Annotated in this window: 14 protein-coding genes; 8 read left to right on the top strand and 6 right to left on the bottom strand. The window is 47.0% G+C overall.

Features of this window, described 5'->3' with window-relative positions; genetic code table 11:
* Nucleotides 1-30: 30 nt before the first annotated feature.
* The 4 genes from mukF (at nucleotide 31) to fdhF (ending at nucleotide 11,030) form a co-directional block, all read left to right on the top strand.
* A complete protein-coding gene (gene mukF, locus KI655_RS04570; RefSeq protein WP_285402162.1) occupies nucleotides 31-1,368 on the top strand; it encodes a chromosome partition protein MukF in 1,338 nt (445 codons plus the stop codon).
* On the top strand, nucleotides 1,349-2,113 hold the full coding sequence (mukE, locus tag KI655_RS04565; protein WP_239840603.1) for a chromosome partition protein MukE: 765 nt from the start codon (nucleotides 1,349-1,351) through the stop codon (nucleotides 2,111-2,113). Before mukF ends, mukE begins: the two co-directional genes overlap by 20 nt.
* Entirely contained in the window at nucleotides 2,110-6,564 is a 4,455-nt protein-coding gene (gene mukB / locus KI655_RS04560) for a chromosome partition protein MukB (RefSeq protein WP_285402160.1), read from the top strand. Before mukE ends, mukB begins: the two co-directional genes overlap by 4 nt.
* Nucleotides 6,565-6,803: 239 nt before the next feature.
* Nucleotides 6,804-11,030 carry a formate dehydrogenase subunit alpha gene (gene fdhF / locus KI655_RS04555; RefSeq protein WP_285402158.1) on the top strand — a complete coding sequence of 1,409 codons (4,227 nt, stop codon included), beginning with the start codon at nucleotides 6,804-6,806 and terminating at the stop codon, nucleotides 11,028-11,030.
* A gap of 106 nt (nucleotides 11,031-11,136) precedes the next feature.
* On the opposite strand, the gene KI655_RS04550 is transcribed toward fdhF, so the two are convergent.
* The 6 genes from KI655_RS04550 to KI655_RS04525 form a co-directional block, all read right to left on the bottom strand.
* Nucleotides 11,137-12,102 carry an alpha-L-glutamate ligase-like protein gene (locus KI655_RS04550; protein ID WP_285402156.1) on the bottom strand — a complete coding sequence of 322 codons (966 nt, stop codon included), beginning with the start codon at nucleotides 12,100-12,102 and terminating at the stop codon, nucleotides 11,137-11,139.
* Nucleotides 12,103-12,105: 3 nt separating this feature from the next.
* The gene (locus KI655_RS04545) at nucleotides 12,106-13,611 is read right to left on the bottom strand and encodes an inactive transglutaminase family protein (RefSeq protein WP_285402154.1); all 1,506 of its coding nucleotides are present in this window, start codon (nucleotides 13,609-13,611) and stop codon (nucleotides 12,106-12,108) included.
* A gap of 17 nt (nucleotides 13,612-13,628) precedes the next feature.
* Nucleotides 13,629-14,366 carry an ATP-dependent zinc protease gene (locus KI655_RS04540; protein WP_285402152.1) on the bottom strand — a complete coding sequence of 246 codons (738 nt, stop codon included), beginning with the start codon at nucleotides 14,364-14,366 and terminating at the stop codon, nucleotides 13,629-13,631.
* Between the two features lie 292 nt (nucleotides 14,367-14,658).
* Nucleotides 14,659-15,630: a tRNA 5-methoxyuridine(34)/uridine 5-oxyacetic acid(34) synthase CmoB gene (cmoB, locus tag KI655_RS04535; RefSeq protein ID WP_285402150.1), complete on the bottom strand. Its 972-nt coding sequence runs from the start codon at nucleotides 15,628-15,630 to the stop codon at nucleotides 14,659-14,661.
* Nucleotides 15,631-15,846: 216 nt separating this feature from the next.
* Nucleotides 15,847-16,575, bottom strand: a complete 729-nt coding sequence (gene cmoA, locus KI655_RS04530; protein ID WP_285402148.1) for a carboxy-S-adenosyl-L-methionine synthase CmoA — start codon at nucleotides 16,573-16,575, stop codon at nucleotides 15,847-15,849.
* A 184-nt stretch (nucleotides 16,576-16,759) separates the two neighbouring features.
* Nucleotides 16,760-17,644 (bottom strand): DUF72 domain-containing protein, encoded by an 885-nt coding sequence (locus KI655_RS04525; RefSeq protein ID WP_285402470.1) that lies wholly within the window; start codon nucleotides 17,642-17,644, stop codon nucleotides 16,760-16,762.
* 306 nt (nucleotides 17,645-17,950) lie between these two features.
* Between KI655_RS04525 and aspS the strand changes: the two genes are divergently transcribed.
* The 4 genes from aspS to ruvA all read left to right on the top strand — a co-directional run bounded on the left by aspS (nucleotide 17,951) and on the right by ruvA (nucleotide 22,711).
* Nucleotides 17,951-19,735 carry an aspartate--tRNA ligase gene (gene aspS / locus KI655_RS04520; protein ID WP_261882879.1) on the top strand — a complete coding sequence of 595 codons (1,785 nt, stop codon included), beginning with the start codon at nucleotides 17,951-17,953 and terminating at the stop codon, nucleotides 19,733-19,735.
* A gap of 136 nt (nucleotides 19,736-19,871) precedes the next feature.
* Entirely contained in the window at nucleotides 19,872-20,393 is a 522-nt protein-coding gene (ruvC, locus tag KI655_RS04515; RefSeq protein WP_032549418.1) for a crossover junction endodeoxyribonuclease RuvC, read from the top strand.
* 153 nt (nucleotides 20,394-20,546) lie between these two features.
* Nucleotides 20,547-22,007, top strand: a complete 1,461-nt coding sequence (locus tag KI655_RS04510) for a methyl-accepting chemotaxis protein (RefSeq protein ID WP_285402145.1) — start codon at nucleotides 20,547-20,549, stop codon at nucleotides 22,005-22,007.
* Nucleotides 22,008-22,099: 92 nt separating this feature from the next.
* Nucleotides 22,100-22,711: a Holliday junction branch migration protein RuvA gene (gene ruvA / locus KI655_RS04505; protein ID WP_285402143.1), complete on the top strand. Its 612-nt coding sequence runs from the start codon at nucleotides 22,100-22,102 to the stop codon at nucleotides 22,709-22,711.
* The last annotated feature ends 99 nt before the right edge of the window (nucleotides 22,712-22,810 follow it).

Raw genomic sequence — 22,810 nt, 5'->3', positions numbered from 1 at the left:
GTGTTACAAAGAACAGTAACAGGAACCACAATGAGTGAAATGACTCAAACTGCCGAAGAGCAGCCAATTGATGAGTTGGTGGGCTGGGTCAAGCAGCATGATTTTTCATTAAACTTGCCGCCTGAGCGACTGGCATTTCTAATTGCTATCGCAGTATTAAGCAACGAAAGGTTCGATGAAGAGTTAGGTGAGGGTGAATTGCACGACGCATTTACCATCGTCACTCGTCTGTTCGAAGATACCGGCGAAGCCTCTGCGTTTCGCGCAAACAATGCAATCAACGAACTGGTGAAACAGAAGCTGATTAGCCGCTTCACCAGTGAGATCACCGATGGCGCGAGCATTTATCGCCTGTCTCCACTCGCGATCGGTATTTCAGACTATTACCTACGTCACCGTCAATTCTCAAAACTCAAACTGTCGATTCAACTGTCGATGGTTGCTGATGAGATGGCGAAGGCAATTGAAGCTGCACAAAAAGGCGGAACGCCTGGCCATTGGCGTAAGAACGTTTATGGCGTACTAAAATACTCTGTTGGTGAGATTTTTGATCAGATCGATCTTAACCAACGTGTTATGGATGAGCAGCAGCAAACCGTAAAACAGCAAATCGCAGACCTTCTTAATAAAGATTGGCGTGAAGCGATCAATAACTGTGAAGCGCTGCTATCGGAAACCTCAGCGACCCTAAAAGAGCTGCAAGACACATTGCAAGCTGCGGGCGACGAGCTTCAGACACAAATTTTAGACATCCAAGAAATTGTCTACGGCGACGATGAGCTTGAGTTCGTGGGTGAAACCCTATTCGGCCTGCAAATGAAGCTAGACCGCATCACAAGTTGGGGCCAACAAGCTATCGATCTGTGGATTGGCTATGACCGCCACGTCCACAAATTTATCCGTACAGCGATCGACATGGATAAGAACCGCGCGTTCAGCCAACGTCTGCGCCAGTCGGTTACTGACTACTTCGACGCACCTTGGCTACTTACTTACGCGGACGCTGAAAAACTCACAGATCTGCGTGATGAAGCGCTCGTTCTGCGTGATGATGAAGTAATGGGCCAAGCGCCACTCGATGTCGAGTATGAAGAATTTGAACAAGTGAATGATTACCTCTCAGACAAGATCGCTGAGATGTTGAAGATTCACAAACAGCAAGGGACACCAATTGACCTTGGTTTAGTACTGCGAGATTACCTTGCAGAACACCCTCGCACACACCATTTTGATTTAGCCAGAATTGTTGTCGACCAAGCGGTGCGCTTAGGTTACTCAGAGTCTGACTATCAGGCGATTCAGCCTGATTGGCAGGCAATCAACGATTTCGGTGCAAAGGTACAAGCCAATGTCATTAACAAGTACTGATGATTACATGCCAGAGAAACTGGTAAAAGCGATTGCAAACCCATTGTTCCCAGCGCTTGATAGCATGCTGCGTTCAGGTAAGCATATCTCAACGGAAGATCTTGATAACCACGCACTGTTGTCAGATTTCGAACTGGAACTTCAGCAGTTTTACCAACGCTACAACACCGAGTTGGTAAAGGCACCTGAGGGTTTCTTCTACCTACGTCCGCGTTCTACGTCATTGATTGGCCGTAGCGTATTGTCTGAGCTCGACATGCTAGTGGGTAAGGTACTGTGTTTCCTTTACTTGAGCCCAGAGCGTCTTGCTCACGAAGGTATCTTTACTAACCAAGAGCTATTCGAAGAATTGATGGCTCTTGCGGACGAAAAGAAACTGATGAAGCTAGCAACAAACCGCGCATCAGGCTCAGATCTAGATAAAGAAAAGCTATTCGAGAAAGTAAGAACGTCTCTGCGTCGCTTACGTCGTATCGGCATGCTTATCTCAATTGGTGAAACAGGCAAATTCCGTATCAGCGAAGCCGTGTTCCGCTTTGGTGCTGACGTTCGTGTTGGTGACGACATGAGAGAAGCACAGCTGCGCCTAATTCGCGATGGCGAAGCGGTTGTTCATACTCAAGAGCCAAACCAAGGCAGCTTGCTAAATGAAGAGCAAGAAGAGACAGAACAAGACGCTCAACAAGATATTTTCGGCGACGAAATGCTTAGCAATGAACAGATTAAAGAAGAAGGTGAAGCATGATTGAAAGAGGTAAGTATCAATCATTAACCATGGTCAACTGGAACGGCTTCTTCGCACGTACTTTTGATATTGATGGATTGGTTACAACGCTTTCTGGCGGTAACGGTGCGGGTAAGTCGACTACGATGGCGGCATTCATCACTGCGCTAATCCCAGACCAAACCCTGCTTCACTTCCGAAACACAACCGAAGCGGGTAGTTCACAGTCATCTCGTGACAAAGGCCTTTACGGTAAACTTCAACCGGGTGCGTGTTATGCGGCGCTTGACGTTGTGAACTCACGTAACCAACGCCTGTTGTTTGCTGTTAAGCTTCAGCAAGTGGCTGGCCGTGATAAAAAGGTCGATATCAAGCCATTCTTGATTCAAGGTCTACCGAGCCACGTTAAGCCAACGGATGTCTTGATCGAAAACGTATCAGATAGCCACGCACGTGTGTGTCAGTTGAACGACGTTAAAGCGGCTGTTGCTCAGTATGAAGGCGCGCACTTCAAAGCCTTCTCTTCAATTGTTGATTACCACGCGCAGATGTTTGAGTTCGGTGTTGTGCCGAAGAAACTGCGTAACAGTGGCGACCGTTCTAAATTCTACCGCCTGATCGAAGCATCACTGTACGGTGGTATTTCGAGTGCGATTACTCGTTCACTACGTGACTACCTACTGCCACAAAATGGCGGGGTTAAGAAAGCCTTCCAAGATATGGAATCGGCGCTACGCGAAAACCGCATGACGCTGGAAGCGATCAAGACAACTCAGTCGGATCGTGACCTGTTCAAACACTTGATCACGGAATCGACCAACTACGTAGCAGCGGATTACATGCGCCATGCGAATGATCGTCGCAACAAGCTTGATCAAACCATGAAGCTACGTGGCGAGCTGTTCGGATCTCGTGAAACACTGCTAGAGCAAAACAACCTGCTTAACCGAGTTCAAGAAGAGCTTGAGCTATTGGTGGATCAAGAGTCTGCGCTTGAGCAAGATTACCAAGCGGCTTCGGATCACCTACAGCTAGTTCAAACGGCACTTCGTCAGCAAGAGAAAATTGCACGCTACAGCGAAGATCTTGAAGAGCTAAGTGAGCGTCTTGAAGAGCAGATGATGGTGGTTGAAGAGGCGCAAGAGCGTGTTCTTCTTGCTGAAGAGCAGGCGACCATTACTGAAGAAGAAGTGGATAGCCTGAAAACACAGCTTGCTGATTACCAACAAGCGCTAGATGTTCAGCAAACGCGTGCACTTCAATACCAGCAAGCGGTACAAGCCCTAGAAAAGACTAAGCAGCTTCTGGGCGATGATTCAATCACTGCAGAAGGCGCGTTGACGCTGGTGTCTGAGCTTAAGGCTCAAGAAGAGCAGAGCACACAGACGCTACTGGCGACTAAGCACAAGCTAGACATGTCTTCAGCGGCTTCGGCGCAGTTCGAAAAAGCCTTGTCACTGGTCAAGAGCATTGTTGGTCAAGTTGAGCGTAATGAAGCGTCTCAAGCGGCTAAGCAAGCGCTAGAGCAAGGCCGCAATGCAAAACACATTGTTGAGAATGAACAGCAATGGCGCGCACAGCACCGTGATATGGCGCGTGATGTTGCACAGCAGCGTCAAGCAAAAGAACTGGCTGAAGAGTACCAGAAACAGCACAACACTCAGCTGAATGATGAAGCGGTCTTTGAAGAAGAGCGTGAACGTCATGCAATGCAGATCGAAACCCTTGAATACGCTCAAGAGGAACTTCGTGAAACTAAGAGTGAAAAACGTCGCGTACAGCAGAACCACGACCAAGAGATTCAAAAGCTAGAGGCGATTGCTCCTGCTTGGATTACAGCAAACGATGCACTTGATGGCCTGCGTGAGCAAACCGAAGCTGAGCTAGAAGATAGCCAAGCGGTAATGACTCAGATGCAGCAAGTGCTAGAAGATGAGAAATCACAATCTCTGGCGAAAGACCAACTTGCGCAGCGTCGCAGTGAGCTTGAACTTGAAATTGAGCGCCTAGCGTCACCGGGTGGTTCAAACGATCCTCGCTTGAAAGGTCTGGCGGATACACTTGGCGGCGTGCTGCTGTCTGAGATCTACGATGACATCACGATTGATGACGCGCCATACTTCAGCGCAATGTACGGCCCAGCGCGTCACGCGATTGTGGTTTCTGATCTGGACGGTATTAAAGAGAAGCTGGTGGATCTTGAAGATTGCCCAGAAGATCTTTACATCCTTGAAGGTGATGTAGACGCGTTTGATGATAGCTCGTTCAATGCCGATGAATTAGAAGGTGCGGTGTGCGTTCAATTGAATGATCGCCAAATGCGTTACTCGCGCTTCCCAGACATTCCGTTGTTTGGTCGTGCAGCGCGTGAACAACGTCTTGAGAAACTGCGTGAAGAGCGTGATGTGGTTGTTGAAAACCATGCGAAAGCGGCGTTCGACTCACAAAAGCTTAACCGCCTGTACCAAGCGTTCAACAACTTTGTGGCTAAACACCTGCATGTCGCATTCAATGCAGACCCTGAGCAGGCGTTGGCATCGGTACGTGATAAGCGTAACCAAGTTGTTCGTGCCCTAGCTGAACTGGATGCCAAAGAACAGCAGCAACGTAGCCAGCTTACACAGAGCAAGCAAGCACTGGCAGCTCTAGACAAGCTAGCACCAATGGTTCGTATTCTTGAAGATGAAACCTTGGCAGAGCGCCTTGCTGAACTAGAAGCGCAGCTTGAACGCCTTGGTGAAGCGAAGTCTTACCTGAGCAATCACGGTAAAGCGCTGCAAAACCTAGAGCAAATCGTAACTGCGCTAGATGCTGACCCAGAGCAATTTGATGCACTGGAAGCTGAATACAAGCAAGCAGACCAAGCACTACAAGCACTGAAAGCGAAGGTGTTTGCACTGTCTGATCTAATTGAACGTCGTCACTACTTTGCTTACTCAGATTCAGTAGACCTACTGAACAAGAGCAGCGAACTGAGCGAGCAGTTAAAAGCGAAACTGGTTCAAGCTGAGCAAGCACGTACTAAAGGTCGTGATGGCTTGAAGCAAGCGCGTGAGCAGATGAACCAGTACAACCAAGTATTGGCGGCTCTGAAGAGTTCACACCAAGCGAAGCTGGAAACGGTTCAAGAGTTCAAACAAGAACTTCAAGAATACGGCGTGAATGCTGACGAAGGTGCTCAAGAGCGCGCTGTTCGTCGTCGTGATGAACTGCAAGAGCGTCTGCATACGTCACGCAGTCGTAAGAGTGAATACGAGCGTACCATCACTTCAACTGAGCTTGAGATGAAGTCTCTGGCTAAACGTCTGAAGAAAGTACAGAAAGAGTACACCGAGCTTCGTACCTTCGTGGTTGCAGCGAAAGCGGGTTGGTGTTCAGTGTTGCGTTTGGCTCGTGAAAACGATGTTGAGCGTCGCCTACACAAGCGTGAACTGGCTTACCTATCTGCAGGTGAACTGCGTTCGATGTCGGATAAATCTTTGGGTGCACTGCGTTTAGCTGTTGCCGATAATGATGATCTGCGTGATGCACTGCGTCTGTCGGAAGACAATGCGCACCCAGAGCGTAAGGTTCTATTCTACATCGCTGTGTACCAACACCTACGTGAGCGTATCCGTCAAGACATTATCCATACTGATGATCCAGTAGAAGCGATCGAAGAGATGGAAGTGGAACTTGCGCGACTGACGGAAGAGCTAACACAGCGTGAAAACCGTCTAGCGATCAGCTCTGAGTCGGTAGCAAGCATCATTAAGAAGACGATTCAGCGTGAGCAGAACCGAATTCGAATGCTTAACCAAGGTCTATCGAACATCTACTTCGGTCAGGTTAAGGGCGTTCGCTTGAATGTGAAGATCCGTGAGAGTCATGAGATTTTGCTGACTGGTCTTGCTTCTCAACAGGAGCAGCACAAAGATCTGTTTGAAAGTTCTCGCTTCACTTTTTCTGAAGCAATGGCGAAACTGTTCCAGCGTGTTAACCCACATATCGATATGGGCCAACGCTCACCACAAGTACTAGGTGAAGAGCTGCTTGATTACCGTAACTACCTAGAGCTAAGCGTTGAAGTAAACCGTGGTTCAGATGGTTGGTTACAAGCGGAGTCAGGCGCGCTATCTACAGGTGAGGCGATCGGTACTGGTCAATCTATCTTATTGATGGTTGTTCAAAGCTGGGAAGAAGAGTCACGTCGCCTGCGCAGCAAAGACATTGTTCCATGTCGCCTGCTGTTCTTGGATGAGGCAGCACGTCTGGATGCGAAGTCTATCTCTACTCTGTTTGAGCTGTGTGACCGTCTTGGCATGCAGTTGCTAATCGCAGCACCTGAGAACATTAGCCCAGAGAAAGGCACAACGTACAAACTGGTTCGTAAGGTATTTAAAGACCACGAACATGTACACGTTGTTGGCCTGCGCGGTTTCGCTCAAAACCGCACTGAATCGCCAGTTCAAGAGCTGATAGAAGAAGCCTAACCAGCAAGAGCGAATAGCAAATCTGGATAACCAAGCCCCTTTTCGAAGGGGCTTTTTTTATGTCTGAAATCGCCCTCATTAAAATCCCTTCATACTTTGTGGTTAATATCAATGGAACGAGTTTGCGGTCACACGCACAAAACCACAATTAATGTATGGTAATAGTAACCATGATGAAATATTAATAATATTGTATTACTTAATTGTTCATTTTAGATGCTGTGTAAGGAAGGCTCGCTATGATTCAGATTGTGATTGATGGGAAGTACCGTATCGTAGAGCAAGGACAAACGGTGCTGGAAGCGGCAAACACATGTGGCGTTGAGATCCCTTCATTGTGTGGTCTTAATCGTTCGGGTGACAAAATCCCCTGTGACCTTTGCGTCGTAGAAGTGGAAAGTGGCGGGACTAAACGCGCGTGTGAGCTTGAGGTTCATAATGGGCTAACGGTGAACACCCAATCGCCGCAACTCACACAACATCGCCATCGCGCGCTAAATCGAATCATGTCTGATCATTATGCTGATTGTGAAGCACCTTGTCAGACGGCTTGTCCCGCTGGCGTTGACATCCAATCCTACCTGCATCACATCGCACAAAACGACTCGTTGAAGGCGATAGAGGTCATCAAACAAACCTTACCTATGCCATTGTCGATTGGCCGCGTATGCCCAGCTTTCTGTGAAACTGAATGTCGCCGCAACTTAGTTGACGACTCAATTGCGATACGTCAGTTAAAGCGCCACGCTGCGGATATCGATTTAGAAGCGCAAGAAAGCTACACGCCACCTAAGAAACCGGACAATGGAAAGCGGGTCGCGATTGTGGGAGGTGGGCCGGGTGGGTTGACGGCTGGCTACTATTTGGCGAATGAAGGCTATCAAGTTGTTGTCTATGAGTCGATGCCTAAAGCTGGTGGCTGGTTGCGTTATGGTATTCCTGAGTATCGTCTACCAAAGTCAATTCTAGACAAAGAAATTGAGTTGATGTGCCGTAACGGAATGGTGATTGAATGCGATAAGAAGCTTGGTGAAGACTTTTCGCTGTCGAGTCTATCGCAAGACTTTGATGCGGTTTGTTTAGCCGTTGGTGCTTCCAGTGCAGTAGAGATGAATTATGCGGGTAGCGATTTAGAGGGTTGTTACCTCGGTGTCGACTATCTGAAGGATTACGTCACTGATCAACAATATACAACAGGCAAAAAAGTAGCGGTCATCGGTGGCGGTAACACCGCGATAGACTGTGCTAGAACGGCGGTCAGAGCAGGGGCTGAGACAACACTGATTTATCGTCGGACTCGAGACGAGATGCCAGCCGAAGATTACGAAATCGAAGAAGCTGAACACGAGGGCGTTAAATTCCACTTTCTGACCAACCCTGCGGAAAATATCGCAGACGACAATGGTCGCGTTAAAGCGATTCGTTTAGAGCGAATGGAACTCGGGGCACCAGATGCTTCAGGACGACGAAGCCCGAAAGCAACCGGAGAGTTTTTCACAGAAGCATTCGACACTGTGATTGCAGCGGTATCCCAAAAGCCAGACTTGAGCTTCATGACCGATGAGTCTTTAGAAATTCCCCTCACTCGTTGGAATACTGCTGATGCCAACCCAGATACCATGCACACAGGGGTAGGCAATATCTTCAGTATCGGCGATTTTAGACGTGGGCCAGCAACAGCGGTTGAGGCTGTTGGAGATGGTCGTATTGTTGCTCAGGCGATAGACCGTTTCTTTAGCGGCACTATGACACAGTTACCAGTGAAGCCTTTCAATTCACGCAAAGAGAAGCAATTAAAAGCAGTTGAACGGCAACAATATCAAGCGATTCAAAGTGTCGCCCGAAAGATTATGCCTGAGCTAAGTGCAGAGCAGCGTGAACAAAGCTTCGATGAAGTTGAACTCGGTTTCACCAACGCTGATGCGATTGAAGAAGCGCAACGTTGTCTAGAGTGTGGTTGCCAAGCGAACACTCAGTGTGACCTGCGAGACTACGCGACAGAATACCAAGCTGTGCAAACATTCAATGATTATAAGGTCGATGTTACGGATGATGCGGTCTGGCAAGCAGTAAAAGCTAAGCAAGGGAATAGTAGCCAGCAACCACGACATAAGTTTGAAGTGGATGCGAGTTCAGAGTTCATCGTCTTTGATGCCAATCGATGTATCAGCTGTGGTCAGTGCATTCAAGCGTGTAGAGAGCAGAATGTTCATGGTGTCTTAAGCTTCATGTGTGCACAAAATGGGAAGCCAAGCTTTAGGCCTGAACTTAGACCGAATTTTGGTCCAAATCAGACGCTAATGGGCGACTCTAATTGCGTTCAGTGTGGCGCTTGTGTCCAAGCGTGCCCGACGGGAGCAATGGTGGATGCGAGATACAAACAGCAAGGCTCTGTTGAGCAACTACAAAAAGTCGATACTATCTGCACCTATTGTGGTGTGGGTTGCAAGCTCACTATGCATGTTGACGAATCGGTGAATAAGATTCGTTATGTGGAAGGCGCTAACTCGCCAGTCAATGAAGGCATGTTGTGTGTTAAAGGTCGTTTCGGGTTTGATTTCGTCGGTAGTGACGAGCGACTTACGACACCTTTGATTCGTAAAGATGGTTGGCTACAACCTGCTAGCTGGGAGGAAGCTATTCGTTTGGTTGCCGATAAGTTTTCCGCTATTAAGAAAGGTGTTGGCAGTCAGGCGCTAGCGGGCTTCTCTTCAGCAAAAACCACTAATGAGGACAACTACGCTTTTCAAAAATTCATCCGTCGAGAGCTGGGGACAAACAACGTCGATCATTGTGCACGCCTTTGCCACGCCTCCACAGTCACCGGGCTTGAGGCGTCACTGGGCAGCGGTGCGATGACTAATGATATTCCGAGTATCAAACACTCCGATGTTATCTTTATTATCGGCTCGGATACCACATCGGCACACCCGATCATTGGCTCTCACATTAAGCAGGCCGTGCGACATGGCGGTGCACGATTGATTGTTGCTGATCCTAAGCGCATCGATATCGCCGACCACGCCGAACTTTATCTAGCTCATCGACCAGGGACTGACGTGATGCTGCTTAACGGTGTGATGCAGCAGATCATAAAGCATGGTTGGTACGATCAGGAGTATATTGATGAGCGTGTCGATGGCTTTGATACCTTGCTACAAGAGGTTATGTCACCGAGTTATTCCCTCGACAAGGTGGAACTGGTCACGGGTGTAAAAGCGGAAGACATCTTTGCGATGGCGCGATTGATAGGCACAGCCGAGCGCACAGCCGTCTATTACTCCATGGGCATTACTCAGCACACCACTGGACACGACAACGTACGCTCTATCGCTAATCTGCAACTGTTGTGCGGAAACATCGGCATTGAAGGAGGCGGCATTAATCCGCTGCGCGGTCAGTCAAACGTGCAGGGGGCTTGTGACATGGGGGCTTTGCCAAACAACCTACCGGGTTATCAAAAGGTCTACAATCCTCTGGTTCGTAAGAAATTTGAGATGGAATGGGATATTGCTGAATTGCCTGCTGAGAGCGGTTTAACACTCACTGAAATCATTGATGGCGCGTGTAATCGTGAAGTCCGTGGACTTTACGTGATGGGGGAAAACCCAATATTGAGTGATCCAAACCAAGCCCATGTGATTGAGGGGCTAGAAGCGCTCGATTTCTTGGTTGTGCAAGACATCTTCCTCACGGAAACCGCTCAATATGCAGATGTGGTGTTGCCGTCATGCTCGTTTGCTGAAAAGTCTGGGCATTTCACTAACACGGAACGCCGAGTGCAGCGTATTAATCCAGCGGTAACGCCTCCCGGCGAAGCGAAAGAAGATTGGATGATCATCCAGATGATAGCTAATGCGATGGGAAGTGATTGGGGCTACCAAACGGTGGCAGACATCACCAATGAAATTGCGCGAGTTACCCCTCAGTATGGCGGTTTACGCTGGGAGAATATTACTCTTAATGGCGTTCAATGGCCGAGTAACAAAAACAATCCAGATGGTACTCGTATTATGCACCAAACCCAATTTACGCGTGGGCGAGGGCAGATGGAGGCGATTCCATTCCGATACGCAGCAGAATTGCCTGATGAGGACTACCCACTGGTGTTGACGACAGGGCGGATTCTAGAGCAATTCCACACTGGAACCATGACGCGAAAAACCAAGGGGTTGGATAATCTAGCAGGACCGAGAGCGATGGTGAGTGTGCAAGATGCGGAAGCGTTAGGTATCTCAAATGGTCAAATGCTTAAAGTCTCAACGCGTCGTGGAGAAATAGAGATTGCTGCGTTTGTAACTAAGCGAATGCAGAAGGGGGTGATATTTATTCCGTTCCATTTTGTTGAGTCGCCCGTCAATCGACTCACAACGACTGCGACCGACCCACATGCCAAAATACCTGAATTTAAGGTGGCAGCAGTGAAGGTTGAGCCGATCATCATTGAAGAGAACGTCACCGTGTAATAGAAAATTATTTGAGGTACAAAAAAGCCGCGTCACTCAGTGATGCGGCTTTGGTATTTTAGAATGAGAAATAGAAGCAACACGGTTAGCGCTGCTCTATAGGACGTTAGACGTCACTTACGCCAAACTGCTTCGCTGCATAAGCAACACGCTCAGCCGGTTTTGGGTATTCTGCAGGCGTACCGAGGTTTTCAATATGATGAAGGCGAGGCAACAAGCCTGTACCATTAGCAATCTGGATTGCTAACCCCGGACGAGCATTCAGCTCAAGTACCATTGGTCCTTCTTCTTGATCAAGCACCATATCGGTACCCATATAACCTAGGCCAGTCATCTCCCAAGCACTTGATGCAAGCGTTAATAGCCTCTCCCAATGCGGAACTTGCAGCAGGGCAAGCTCTTTTCCTGTATCTGGGTGATGTGTGACGGGTTGGTCAAATTGAACCGCTCTTACGGCTTTGCCGGTCGCGATATCAATCCCAACCCCAACCGCACCTTGGTGAAGGTTAGCTTTACCGTCAGAGGCTGATGTAGATAAGCGCATCATCGCCATCACAGGGTAGCCCTTGAAAACAATGATACGAACGTCCGGCACGCCTTCGTAACTGAAGCCATCAAAGCAGCTATCGAACTTAATCAAATTCTCAACCACAGCCACATCGTTCTTACCACCTAGCGAGAACAAACCCGCTAGTGCGTTACTGATGTGACGCTCAACGTCTTCTTTGCCAATTGTTGAGCCAGACGGCTTAGTGTAAACGCCATCTTTGTGAGAGGTGATAACTAAGATACCTTTACCACCACTGCCTTGCGCTGGCTTGATTACAAAGCCAGGCCACTCTTTCACCATGTTATGGATAGTCTTCACTTCGGCTTGGTGACCGATCACGCCAATCAGTTTTGGTACTGTTGCACCCGCTTGCTCAGCGATGATCTTGGTTTTTAGCTTGTCATCCACCAAAGGGTATTTGGAACGATCATTGTAGCGACCAATGTAACTATGGTTACGCTTGTTCATCCCCATGATGCCTTTGTCTTTTAACTTAAACGGTGACGTAAACTGTTCAAACATAACTTAATCCTCCGCTAGCGGTTTAAAGCGACGTAGCTCAGTTAAGCGGTAACCAGTGTAAGTACCAAGAAGTAAAATACCACCTAGAACGATAAGTTGTAGACCAATAAAGTTAAACGTTAAGTGCTGAATGAATGGGTTGGTCATCGCCAAGTAAACAAGCACAGCAGTCAGTAGCGAGCCACCACCTTGTAGCACAACCTCTTTCGCACCTTCTTCTTCCCATAGGATAGACATACGTTCGATAGTCCAAGATAGAATGATCATTGGGAAGAACGTAATCGATAGACCTTCGGTCAAGCCAACCTTGAACGCAACAACCGTAAAGATGGAGATAATCATGATTACGGTGATGATCACCGCGGATATCCGCGCGACCAGCAAGAGGTTGAGTTTGGATAGATAGCTACGAATAACCAGACCCGTACCAACGATTAGAAGGAAACCAACAATACCGGTAACCAGCTGCGTCTGTACGAAGGCAACGGCAATCAGTACAGGCATGAAGGTACCAGAGGTTTTCAAACCAACGATAACACGTAGGAACACTACAATGAGTGCGCCAATCGGAATCAACATGATGGTCTTAAACATTGCTTGCTCTTCGAGTGGCAAGCTGTGAATCGAAAGATTCAGTAGCTGGTCAGCAGAGATCTTGCTGTTGGTTGCTTCAGTCGGAGAGACTTCTTGAGCAATCATCGAGAAGTGAACTTTACTGTTTTGTCCGCCAACGACGTCAAGTAGTGATACGTTCGACTCATCCCAAATCAGTAAGTTTGGCTGAACTTGTTGTTGGCTTGACTCTGTAGAGAAAAGTACCCATTGGTCCTTGTCCCAAACCTGAATCATATGTTGGATAGATTGGCGACGACGGCCATCTTCAAGTTCGATAACGCCAACCACTTTATTGTGGATACCCGCGAAGGAAAGTAACTTGTGTGCTGCTTCCACTTTATCCATGTTGTTCAGGATTAGAGCGGAGTTTTGGCTGTCAGGGTCATTCAGCGTTTTGACAAGCTCACGAGTGAAAGTGAGGTTATCAGCAGAGCGTTGTGTTGCGCGCTCAATCAGTGCTTTCGCTGCAGCTTCTTCTGGGCCGTCAAAGCTTGGCGTTGCGACGTCACCTTCTGGTGGAACGGCATTAACTTGCGCTTGAGGATCAACTAAGAATTGAGTCTTGTAGTAAATTGTCTGTGCGCCGCTAGCCTGACGGATAGACCACTCAGCTCGACGACCCGTGTCGGTAGTCACGTAAGAGATACCGTAGCCAGGAGAGGAAGCGGATTCGCCGATGAGAGTGTAGTTTGATTGCGTGTGAGGAGCAGCCAGTGAAACTTTTGCCTCTTGGCCCATGGCGTTGAACTCGATTCGAGCCTCAACATCCCAGACTTGCCTTGTTTCTCCCGGCGTCCATGGCACGCCGTAGGTCGTGTGTCTGAACACACTCAATGTGATACCAGCTGCTATCAGTAACACGATCGAAATATAAAATGGGATTCTTGACGTCATAGCTTACCCTACTATTGTTATTTATCTTCCGTTTGTACGTACTTTTTACTTACATCCACTAGGGCGATATCTTTGATAAACTCACGCCCTAGTAATACAGGGTGACTCATTTGAGAGCGATCCGCCAATGTAAATTGCGCTTTTTCATGGATTTTTCCAACTTTCACCCATAATTCGATCACAGCTCGACGTTCTGTCTCGTCGCTGGTCGATTGACGAATCTTCACGTAGCGTACAACGGGTGCTTCAATCCATTTTTGCTCTTCGGCAGGTTGCGACTTATCAGCAAGGTGGAACTTCACCCAATTCTTGCCATTACGCTCAAATTCTTTGATGTCGACAGCATTCAGTGAAGACGTAGTTGCACCGGTATCAACACGCGCATCGAACTTTTGCTTGATCGATTCAATGGTAACTTTCTCAATGGCACCAAGAACGGTAGGTTGCTCGGTAGTCACAACCGGGACACGAGTGATAACTACCTCTTCCTCTTCAATCTCTTCGATCTGTTGTTTTTCAAGCGTGGTGAGATGGACTTCAACTTCGTTAGATAGCGCAATAATTTCTTCTTCTAGACTCTCGATGTAGTCACTTTGATTGCTAAGTTGAAGCTCTAAGTTTTGAACTTTATTTGCGATGTTTGTCTCTGATTTTGCAATAGCATCCAGAGTTTCTTGGTGATAAGCCGCGCTATTAGTGAGAGTACAGCCAGAGAGCAAACCAACCGCCAGAATAGGCGATAATCGCTTAAACATATAAAAACCTTTGAAATTAGAAAATAGTTCAGACTATTGAATAGTTTAGCCCACAAAAAAGGATGCGTGAAGCATCCTTATGTTAGCGTCCGGTCATATTGACTGACCATGTGAGGCGAGAGCCAATTATCATTCGACGAAATAGCTCATTCATTGAGCTCGAAGCGGATTTTATCCGACATTTCGGCTTCTTTCGTCAAATGCTTGTCAACGTCTAGCGTTTTTCAAGGTTTAGTGCTTTTCAAGGTTTAGAGCTTTTCAAAGTTTATACCTTTATTGCAACTACAAACGCTTATGGCTTTGTTGCAACCAAAACAGCACGGCGTGGTGCAGGGTGGCCTTCAACGGTTTTGCTCGGGTCGTTTGGATCAAGGTAGTCTGGCAGTGAGTTGTGCGTCATCCATTCAGTCGTGCGCTGTTCACCGACAGTTGTCACGTTTTCATCGACAATACGAACATCTTTAAAACCTACTTGCTCTAGCCAACGCTTCAAAGCACGAGCAGATGGGAAGAAGTACACGTTACGCATTTGCGCATAACGGTCGACAGGTACAAGTACTGCATTCTCATCGCCTTCGATAACCAGAGTTTCAAGCACTAACTCGCCACCAGAAACTAGCTGGTCTTTCAATTGGATTAGGTGATCAAGCGGAGAGCGACGGTGGTAAAGAACGCCCATGCTAAATACCGTGTCGAACGCTTCCAGTTTTGGTAGTTGCTCAATGCCTAACGGTAACAGGTGAGCACGTTGATCGTCGCCCATCAGCTTACGAATCGCTTCAAACTGAATTAGGAACAGGTGAGATGGGTCAATACCAACTGTTAGGCGTGCGCCTTCACCCAGCATGCGCCACATGTGATAGCCGTTGCCACAACCAACATCGAGAACAGAGCGGTTTTTTAGCGGAGAGATATGTGGAAGCACGCGGTCCCATTTCCAATCACTGCGCCACTCAGTATCGATATGAATACCGTGAACCGTGTAAGGGCCTTTGCGCCAAGGATGGAATGTTTTTAGTAGGTTCTCTAGCTTCTTCAGCTCACCATCATGAAACGGAGTGTCGTTAGTTAGCGTCACTGAGTTTTTGATATCAATTTGGTCTGGAGCACCTTGAGGGATCTTGTTTAGTGCACGAACCCAGCGGTCGAAGTCACCGTGTTCTGCATTTTGCCAATCCGTTAACTGTTGAGGAAGAATATTCAGCCAAGGTTGCAGGCGTGTATCTTGGGCAATGAGTTGGTAAAAATTGGCAAAATTAAACATAGTTTTTCACTGAGTTAATTAGGGTCGATAACCCTAAAGTAAAAATTAAATTCGTCATTCCCTACAGTGAGGGACGAACATGATAGGGAATCTCGGCTCTATCGTATTGGGTTTGAGATCCCCAACTCGCTCGTTCCTCGCCCTTGAGGATGACGCTCTGGTACGAGTTATTTGTGACGCGCTTATGAATTCAAGATTGTAGCGTTAAATTGAAAACTACTTAACAGCAAACATCGAGCCGAAGTTAAAGCACTGGAACCAAACTTCGTGGCTTGAGAAGCCAATCTTATCGAATCGCTCTTTGTGCATCTGAATCGAGTCGGGGCGCATCACGTTTTCAATCGCACTGCGCTTTTGGCTTACTTCTAGCTCGCTGTAGCCATTCGCACGTTTAAAGTCGTGGTGAAGGTCAATCAGCAGCTCGTTGGCGTTCTCATCTTCAAACACATACTTCTCAGACAAGATCAGTACGCCACCAGGACGAAGACCCGCGTAGATTTTCTCTAGTAGAGCGAAGCGGTCTTCTGGCGAAAGAAACTGCAGGGTAAAGTTAAGCACAACAACCGATGCGTCGATGATTTCAATTTCACGAATATCGGCTTCAATCACTTTAACCGGAGTATCGCTGCGGTAAGCATTAACGTGTAGCTTACAGCGCTCAACCATGGCTTCTGAATTGTCTACTGCGTAGATAGTGCAGCCTTCTTGCTGAATATGACGTCGCATAGATAGCGTCGCTGCACCCAAAGAACAACCTAAATCGTAGATGTTCGAGTGGGGTTTCACGAAACGCTCAGCCATCATGCCGATAGCAGAAATGATGTTGCTGTAGCCTGGAACGGAGCGTTGAATCATATCTGGGAATACTTCAGCAACCCTTGCATCAAAGGTGAAATCACCAATTTTATCAATAGGAGCGGAAAAGATAGTGTCTTTGTTGCTCATAACGTTCTCTCTCGACAGTCAGCAAATTAACACGCTTTCACGTGCCAAATAAAAGGGGGCGTATTTTACGTAAAAAATGCCACTGTGTCACGAAAACTCAGGTTTCAGTGATTAGCCTGTAGATATGAGTGGCGTCTAGTGTCTATTTACTCGTTGAAGATGCTCAGAGCTCAGAACTTAGAACTTAGAACATGCTGATTTGGTGATTGCCTTTATTAGCGGGGAACTCAGATAACTGCGGCAACGCAATATTGTGCTGTTGTTTACACTGCTCTTGGAGCTGCTTATACACGGTTACCGCTAGCTCTGGTGCATGGTTGTTATCAGGAGTATGAATCATCAAGTAGGGCTGCTTTCCCTCTGCAATCCAAGTCGGCAATTTCGAGATCCATGGTTTGAAGAAGTCGAGATTAGGCTTCTCTTCATTTTGTCCAATAAAGCGAATCATAGGGTTGTTTGATGTGGCTATGGCATGAACCGGCACACGGGGTTTCTTCTTGTGGGCGTCAATGATGGCCTCCGTTGTCGGCGCTGCGGCAAACACCGGGCGGCTGTCCATAATGATCCGGTTAATGTTCTCTTCAACCAACCATTGATTGAACCGTTTTTCATCATCGCCTTTATCGAAAAAACCAAGGTGACGAACTTCGACACCCAGCTTCATCTCTTTAGGGAAAAGCTTACAAAACTGTTGCAAGGCAGGGAGCGATTCTGGTTCAAATTGATGCGGAAGTTGGATGGTCCATTGCCCAATTCGCTCGTGCAGTGGAGCCATGATCTGAAGGAACTCTTTCAGCTCAGCTTGGCAATGTCTGAGTTGTTGCTGGTGGGTGATGAATTTAGGCAATTTGAAGGTGAAACGAAAGTCATCGTGACTTGCGCTACGCCAATTGTTTACAGTCGTAATTGAAGGGGTTGCGTAGAAGGTGGTATTGCCTTCAACGGTATGAAAAACATGACAATATTTCTCTAGTCTTTCTGCAGGTTTGGTTCCTTTTCCATAGAATTGGCTCTGCCACTCTGAGTGTGACCACATAGTCAGTCCGAGTCTTAAAGGTAATCTTGTCATGGTATCTAAAAGTGCTTTGGTTGCTTTAGTCAAAAACACTCTACGAGACTTTTGCTGACTTGGGTACTTTCAATATATAATTAGCGCAATTTTTTCAGTGTTGATGAATATTTGTTCGAGATTTGTGCCCCTTTGGCTGTTTCGTGAGCTATAAAGCGTCAAAGCTGAATAAAACACAACAAATAGGCGTGGGAAAGGTCGATTTTAGACAAGTTTCCGCGTATAAATGGATCTTTGAATTGTAATTAGATTCGGTCTAGTTACAGCATAGAAATTAGTAATTATTAAGAGATTGGGAAATTCATTATGCGTACCCATTACTGTGGTAACCTGAACAAGTCCCTGGCGGGACAAACTGTAGAACTTTGCGGCTGGGTAAACCGTCGTCGTGATTTGGGCGGTCTTATTTTCATCGATATGCGAGATCGTGAAGGTATCGTTCAGGTAGTTGTAGACCCAGATATGGCAGATGCGTACGAAGTAGCTAACCAACTTCGTAATGAATTCTGTATCAAACTAACGGGTGAAGTACGCGTTCGTCCAGACAGCCAAGTAAACAAAGACATGGCAACAGGTGAAGTTGAGATCATCGCTAAAGGTCTTGAAATCATCAACCGTGCTGACGTTCTGCCACTAGACTTCAACCAGAAGAACTCAGAAGAGCAGCGTCTAAAGTACCGTTACCTAGACCTACGTCGTCCAGAAATGAGCGACCGTATCAAGCTACGTGCTAAAGCATCTAGCTTTGTTCGTCGTTTCCTAGATGACAACGGCTTCCTAGACATCGAAACACCAGTACTAACTAAAGCGACGCCAGAAGGTGCTCGTGACTACCTAGTACCTAGCCGTGTTCACAAAGGTTCGTTCTACGCGCTTCCTCAGTCTCCACAGCTATTCAAACAGCTGCTAATGATGTCTGGTTTTGACCGTTATTACCAAATCGTTAAGTGTTTCCGTGATGAAGATTTGCGTGCTGACCGTCAACCAGAATTCACTCAAATCGATATCGAAACATCGTTCATGAGCGCAGAAGAAGTTCGCGCAACAACTGAGAAGATGGTTCGCAACATGTGGCAAGAGCTTCTAGACGTTGATCTAGGTGAGTTCCCAATCATGCCATTCTCTGAAGCGATGCGTCGTTTCGGTTCTGACAAGCCAGACCTACGTAACCCACTAGAGCTAGTAGACGTTGCTGACCTAGTGAAAGACGTTGAGTTCAAAGTATTCTCTGGCCCAGCAAACGACGAAAAAGGTCGCGTTGCAGTAATCCGTGTACCAGGTGGCGCTAAGCTAACTCGTAAGCAAATCGACGGTTACGGTGAGTTCGTTGGTATCTACGGTGCGAAAGGTCTAGCTTGGATGAAGGTTAACGACCGTGCTGCTGGCATGGAAGGTATCCAATCTCCAGTTGCTAAGTTCCTAAACGAAGAAGTGATCAACGGTATTCTTGAGCGCACAGGCGCAGAGACTGGCGATATCATCCTATTCGGCGCAGACAAAGCAAACACTGTATCTGAAGCAATGGGCGCGCTACGTCTGAAACTAGGTACAGACCTAGAGCTGACAGATGAGTCTGCGTGGGCTCCGCTATGGGTTGTTGACTTCCCAATGTTCGAAGAAGACGACGAAGGCAACCTACACGCTATGCACCACCCATTCACATCACCTCTAGGTGTGACTGCGGAAGAGCTAAAAGCGAACCCAGCGGCTGCCAACTCAAACGCGTACGATATGGTTCTTAACGGCTACGAAGTGGGCGGCGGTTCTGTACGTATCCACAATGCTGAAATGCAATCTGCAGTATTCGATATCCTAGGTATTGAAGCTGACGAGCAACAAGCTAAGTTTGGCTTCCTACTAGACGCACTTAAGTTCGGTACACCACCGCACGCAGGTCTAGCATTCGGTCTTGACCGTCTAGTAATGCTACTTTGTGGTACAGAGAACATTCGTGATGTTATCGCGTTCCCGAAAACAACGAATGCTTCTTGTCTACTAACAGACGCACCAAGCCTAGCTAACCCAGCTGCGCTTGAAGAGCTAGCAATCGCAGTTAAAGCTGCTGAAAAGAAAGAAGAATCAGCTGAATAAGCACGCTCTACTTTTCTTTAAATGACTCTTTTTTGAGTGAATTGAAATGCCCGTTAATTTAACGGGCATTTTTTTTATGCTTCTATATACTAAGCTCATAAATAAAAGTATGTATAAATAATCAGTATTTTAAGTTATGTCTATTATTCTTGGGATTGATCCCGGCTCTCGCATCACTGGTTATGGTGTTATTCGTCAAAATGGTCGCCACCTGCAATATTTGGGTAGTGGCTGTATTCGTATGTCTGAGAAAGAACTGCCAGGACGCTTGAAGCAGATTTATGCGGGTGTTAGCGAAATCATCACGCAGTTTCAGCCAGACGTGTTCGCCATCGAGCAGGTGTTTATGGCGAAGAATGCCGACTCGGCACTTAAGCTCGGTCAGGCCCGTGGCAGTGCGATTGTTGCTGCTGTAAATGCAGATCTTCCAGTACATGAGTACGCCGCACGTCTTATCAAGCAAGCCGTAACTGGCAATGGCGGGGCAGACAAATCACTGGTGCAAAACATGGTGATGAGCATGCTTAAACTCCCAGCAAAACCGCAAGCAGATGCTGCCGATGCACTGGGTGTCGCAATTTGTCATGCTAATACCAATAAAACGCTGATCGCGTTAGCAGGTAAAGCAACCACAGCGAGACGCGGCCGTTATCGTTAATTCTTCCAATTGATATTCCAATCGCCATCAATTACTTATCTTTGATATGAAATGAGACTTCAAAAACAGTTTTTGTTAAATAGGTTCGCATTCTATTTAACGATTAACTAACATTGGTCGGAGGTCTTACAAGTCAATCAAGGATGATTATCGATGAACCCTATTACATGGTGGCGATCGCTCTTTCTACCCAAAACTCATCAATGGGGGAGTAATGAGTCGCGACAGGCGGACATTTTATTACTGTTTACTTTCATTGCGTTTATCGTAGGACTTTACAGTCTGATCAAATGGAGCAAGCATGGCGAACAGCTATTAATTGCGACCTCTATCTTCCTGATTGTTCTTGAACTGGCGTCGGCGATCATCTTAAAGATTTCCAAAAATCCGATACTGGCACTGAATTTTGGTTTTGTCGGCATGGCCGTTCATGCGTTAAACATCATTTATCAAAGCGGTGGGGTCGTGGAATCAACTCAAGCCTACTGGGTACCATTGCTGGTGGTCGCGTTCTTTTTGTCTGGCACACGTATAATCGCCCTAGCATGGAGTGCATTGGTGATAGGTGTTGCGGTAGTAATGACATCCATGCATCTCAACGGTGCTGTATTCCCAAATATCACTCTGACTGAACAAGCAATGGTAGTTGAGACTTGGTCTGGCGTGGTGATGCCTTTGGTTGTGATCTGCATTGCTCAAGCTTTTACTGCAAAGCAAAAAGAGATTGCGATTGAACAAGCGGAATTCGCCCGAACTCAGAGTCAAAGCGTGGCAGCACAAGCGACGCAGAGTGAAGCACAATTGTCGGTGGTATTAGAGCAAGCGAATACTAACTCACAAAGCTTACAGGGTGTCTCTGTTCAACTCGACCAGCAATCGAATGATCTCCATTCGCAGGTTGAAGTCCTCAATATGAACTGTGAATCGCAGGCCAGCGCCGCTGAGCAAATGAGTCAACAGCTGCATCAAATGACCGAAGGGCTCGAAGAGTCCAACTCGTTTGTCAATGAACTTAAAGAGCGCAGCGAAGCGGTTGGCGTCAAGGCTCAGAAAAGCTCAGAATCGCTGGAAGCGTCAACCAACGCCATCAGTCAAATCATCCAGAGTAACCAAGAGATCATGAAAGTGGCCGATCTCATCACCTCAGTAGCAGAACAAACCAATTTACTGGCTCTTAATGCGGCGATTGAAGCGGCGAGGGCAGGGGAGCAAGGTCGAGGCTTTGCTGTGGTGGCGGATCAAGTGCGTGAGCTATCAGCTAAGAGCAGCCATTCTGCTATAGAGATCCGAACTTTACTTGATCGCAGTAAAGAAGAGGTTGAACACGGACGTACTATTATCGAAACCACTGAAACTGAAATGAATAGCATTATTTCAGAGGTACAGACCATATCATCGGATGTGAATCAGTTAACCGACATAATGACAATGCAGATGGGTTCACTTCAAGAGTTAGACCAAGCCAGTACTGAAGTAGCAAAAAGTGTTGCTGAAACCAAAACCGTCTCAGGGCAAGTTGCGTCAAACGGCGTGCAATTAAATCAACAAGTCGATCTCGTTAAACAATTAGTCACTAGCTTGAATAGCGCGGTATCCCACGCCAAACAAGCCTAATTAATTCCCTCAATCAAATAGAAAGAACTGGATAAGCATCCAGTTCTTTTATATTCTGTCCATCAAATAATTTTCCACCAAGAGAGTAAATTGTGATCGGACGTCTTCGCGGTATTTTAATTGAAAAACAGCCACCAGAATTGTTAATTGAAGTCAGTGGTGTTGGCTATGAGGTACAGATGCCAATGAGCTGTTTCTATGAACTACCTGCTGTTGGCGAAGAGGCGATTATCTATACTCACTTTGTGGTGCGTGAAGATGCGCAGCTTTTATATGGCTTTAACACCGTAAAAGAGCGTGCTCTGTTCAGAGAAGTAATCAAAGCGAATGGTGTTGGCCCTAAGCTTGGTCTCGGTATTTTGTCGGGCATGACGGCAAGTCAATTCGTGCAGAGTGTTGAACGCGAGGATATCTCTACGTTGGTTAAACTGCCGGGTGTAGGTAAGAAAACCGCTGAACGCTTAGTGGTTGAGATGAAAGACCGACTTAAAGGTTGGGGTGCGGGTGACCTATTTACTCCAGCGACAGATGCGGCACCGATTGACTCAACGCCTAACGCACATGACGCTGAAGAAGAAGCAGTAAGCGCGCTACTGGCTCTTGGCTACAAACCAACGCAAGCATCGAAAGTTGTTTCTCAGGTAGCGAAAGACGGCATGACTAGCGAACAGCTGATTCGTGAAGCACTTAAGTCGATGGTATAAGTTTAGCCACAGCCAAGTATTAGAATCACCTCTGCAATTGTTGATGAACGTTTCTGATTGCAGAGTGAAGTGTAAGAATTTAAAGAATAAGAGCTCGTC

It is taken from the genome of Vibrio sp. D404a (assembly GCF_030248535.1).
In the GTDB taxonomy this organism is placed as follows: Bacteria; Pseudomonadota; Gammaproteobacteria; order Enterobacterales; family Vibrionaceae; genus Vibrio.
The sequence above is the reverse complement of the archived record's forward strand: the minus strand, read 5'-3'. Positions and strand labels throughout refer to the sequence as shown.

Bases quoted from the DNA above. Each gene is read 5' to 3' on its own strand.
- mukF (WP_285402162.1), top strand. From the start codon at position 31: ATGAGTGAAATGACTCAAACTGCCGAAGAGCAGCCAATTGATGAGTTG.
- mukE (WP_239840603.1), top strand. From the start codon at position 1,349: ATGTCATTAACAAGTACTGATGATTACATGCCAGAGAAACTGGTAAAA.
- mukB (WP_285402160.1), top strand. From the start codon at position 2,110: ATGATTGAAAGAGGTAAGTATCAATCATTAACCATGGTCAACTGGAAC.
- fdhF (WP_285402158.1), top strand. From the start codon at position 6,804: ATGATTCAGATTGTGATTGATGGGAAGTACCGTATCGTAGAGCAAGGA.
- KI655_RS04550 (WP_285402156.1), bottom strand. From the start codon at position 12,102: ATGTTTGAACAGTTTACGTCACCGTTTAAGTTAAAAGACAAAGGCATC.
- KI655_RS04545 (WP_285402154.1), bottom strand. From the start codon at position 13,611: ATGACGTCAAGAATCCCATTTTATATTTCGATCGTGTTACTGATAGCA.
- KI655_RS04540 (WP_285402152.1), bottom strand. From the start codon at position 14,366: ATGTTTAAGCGATTATCGCCTATTCTGGCGGTTGGTTTGCTCTCTGGC.
- cmoB (WP_285402150.1), bottom strand. From the start codon at position 15,630: ATGTTTAATTTTGCCAATTTTTACCAACTCATTGCCCAAGATACACGC.
- cmoA (WP_285402148.1), bottom strand. From the start codon at position 16,575: ATGAGCAACAAAGACACTATCTTTTCCGCTCCTATTGATAAAATTGGT.
- KI655_RS04525 (WP_285402470.1), bottom strand. From the start codon at position 17,644: ATGACAAGATTACCTTTAAGACTCGGACTGACTATGTGGTCACACTCA.
- aspS (WP_261882879.1), top strand. From the start codon at position 17,951: ATGCGTACCCATTACTGTGGTAACCTGAACAAGTCCCTGGCGGGACAA.
- ruvC (WP_032549418.1), top strand. From the start codon at position 19,872: ATGTCTATTATTCTTGGGATTGATCCCGGCTCTCGCATCACTGGTTAT.
- KI655_RS04510 (WP_285402145.1), top strand. From the start codon at position 20,547: ATGAACCCTATTACATGGTGGCGATCGCTCTTTCTACCCAAAACTCAT.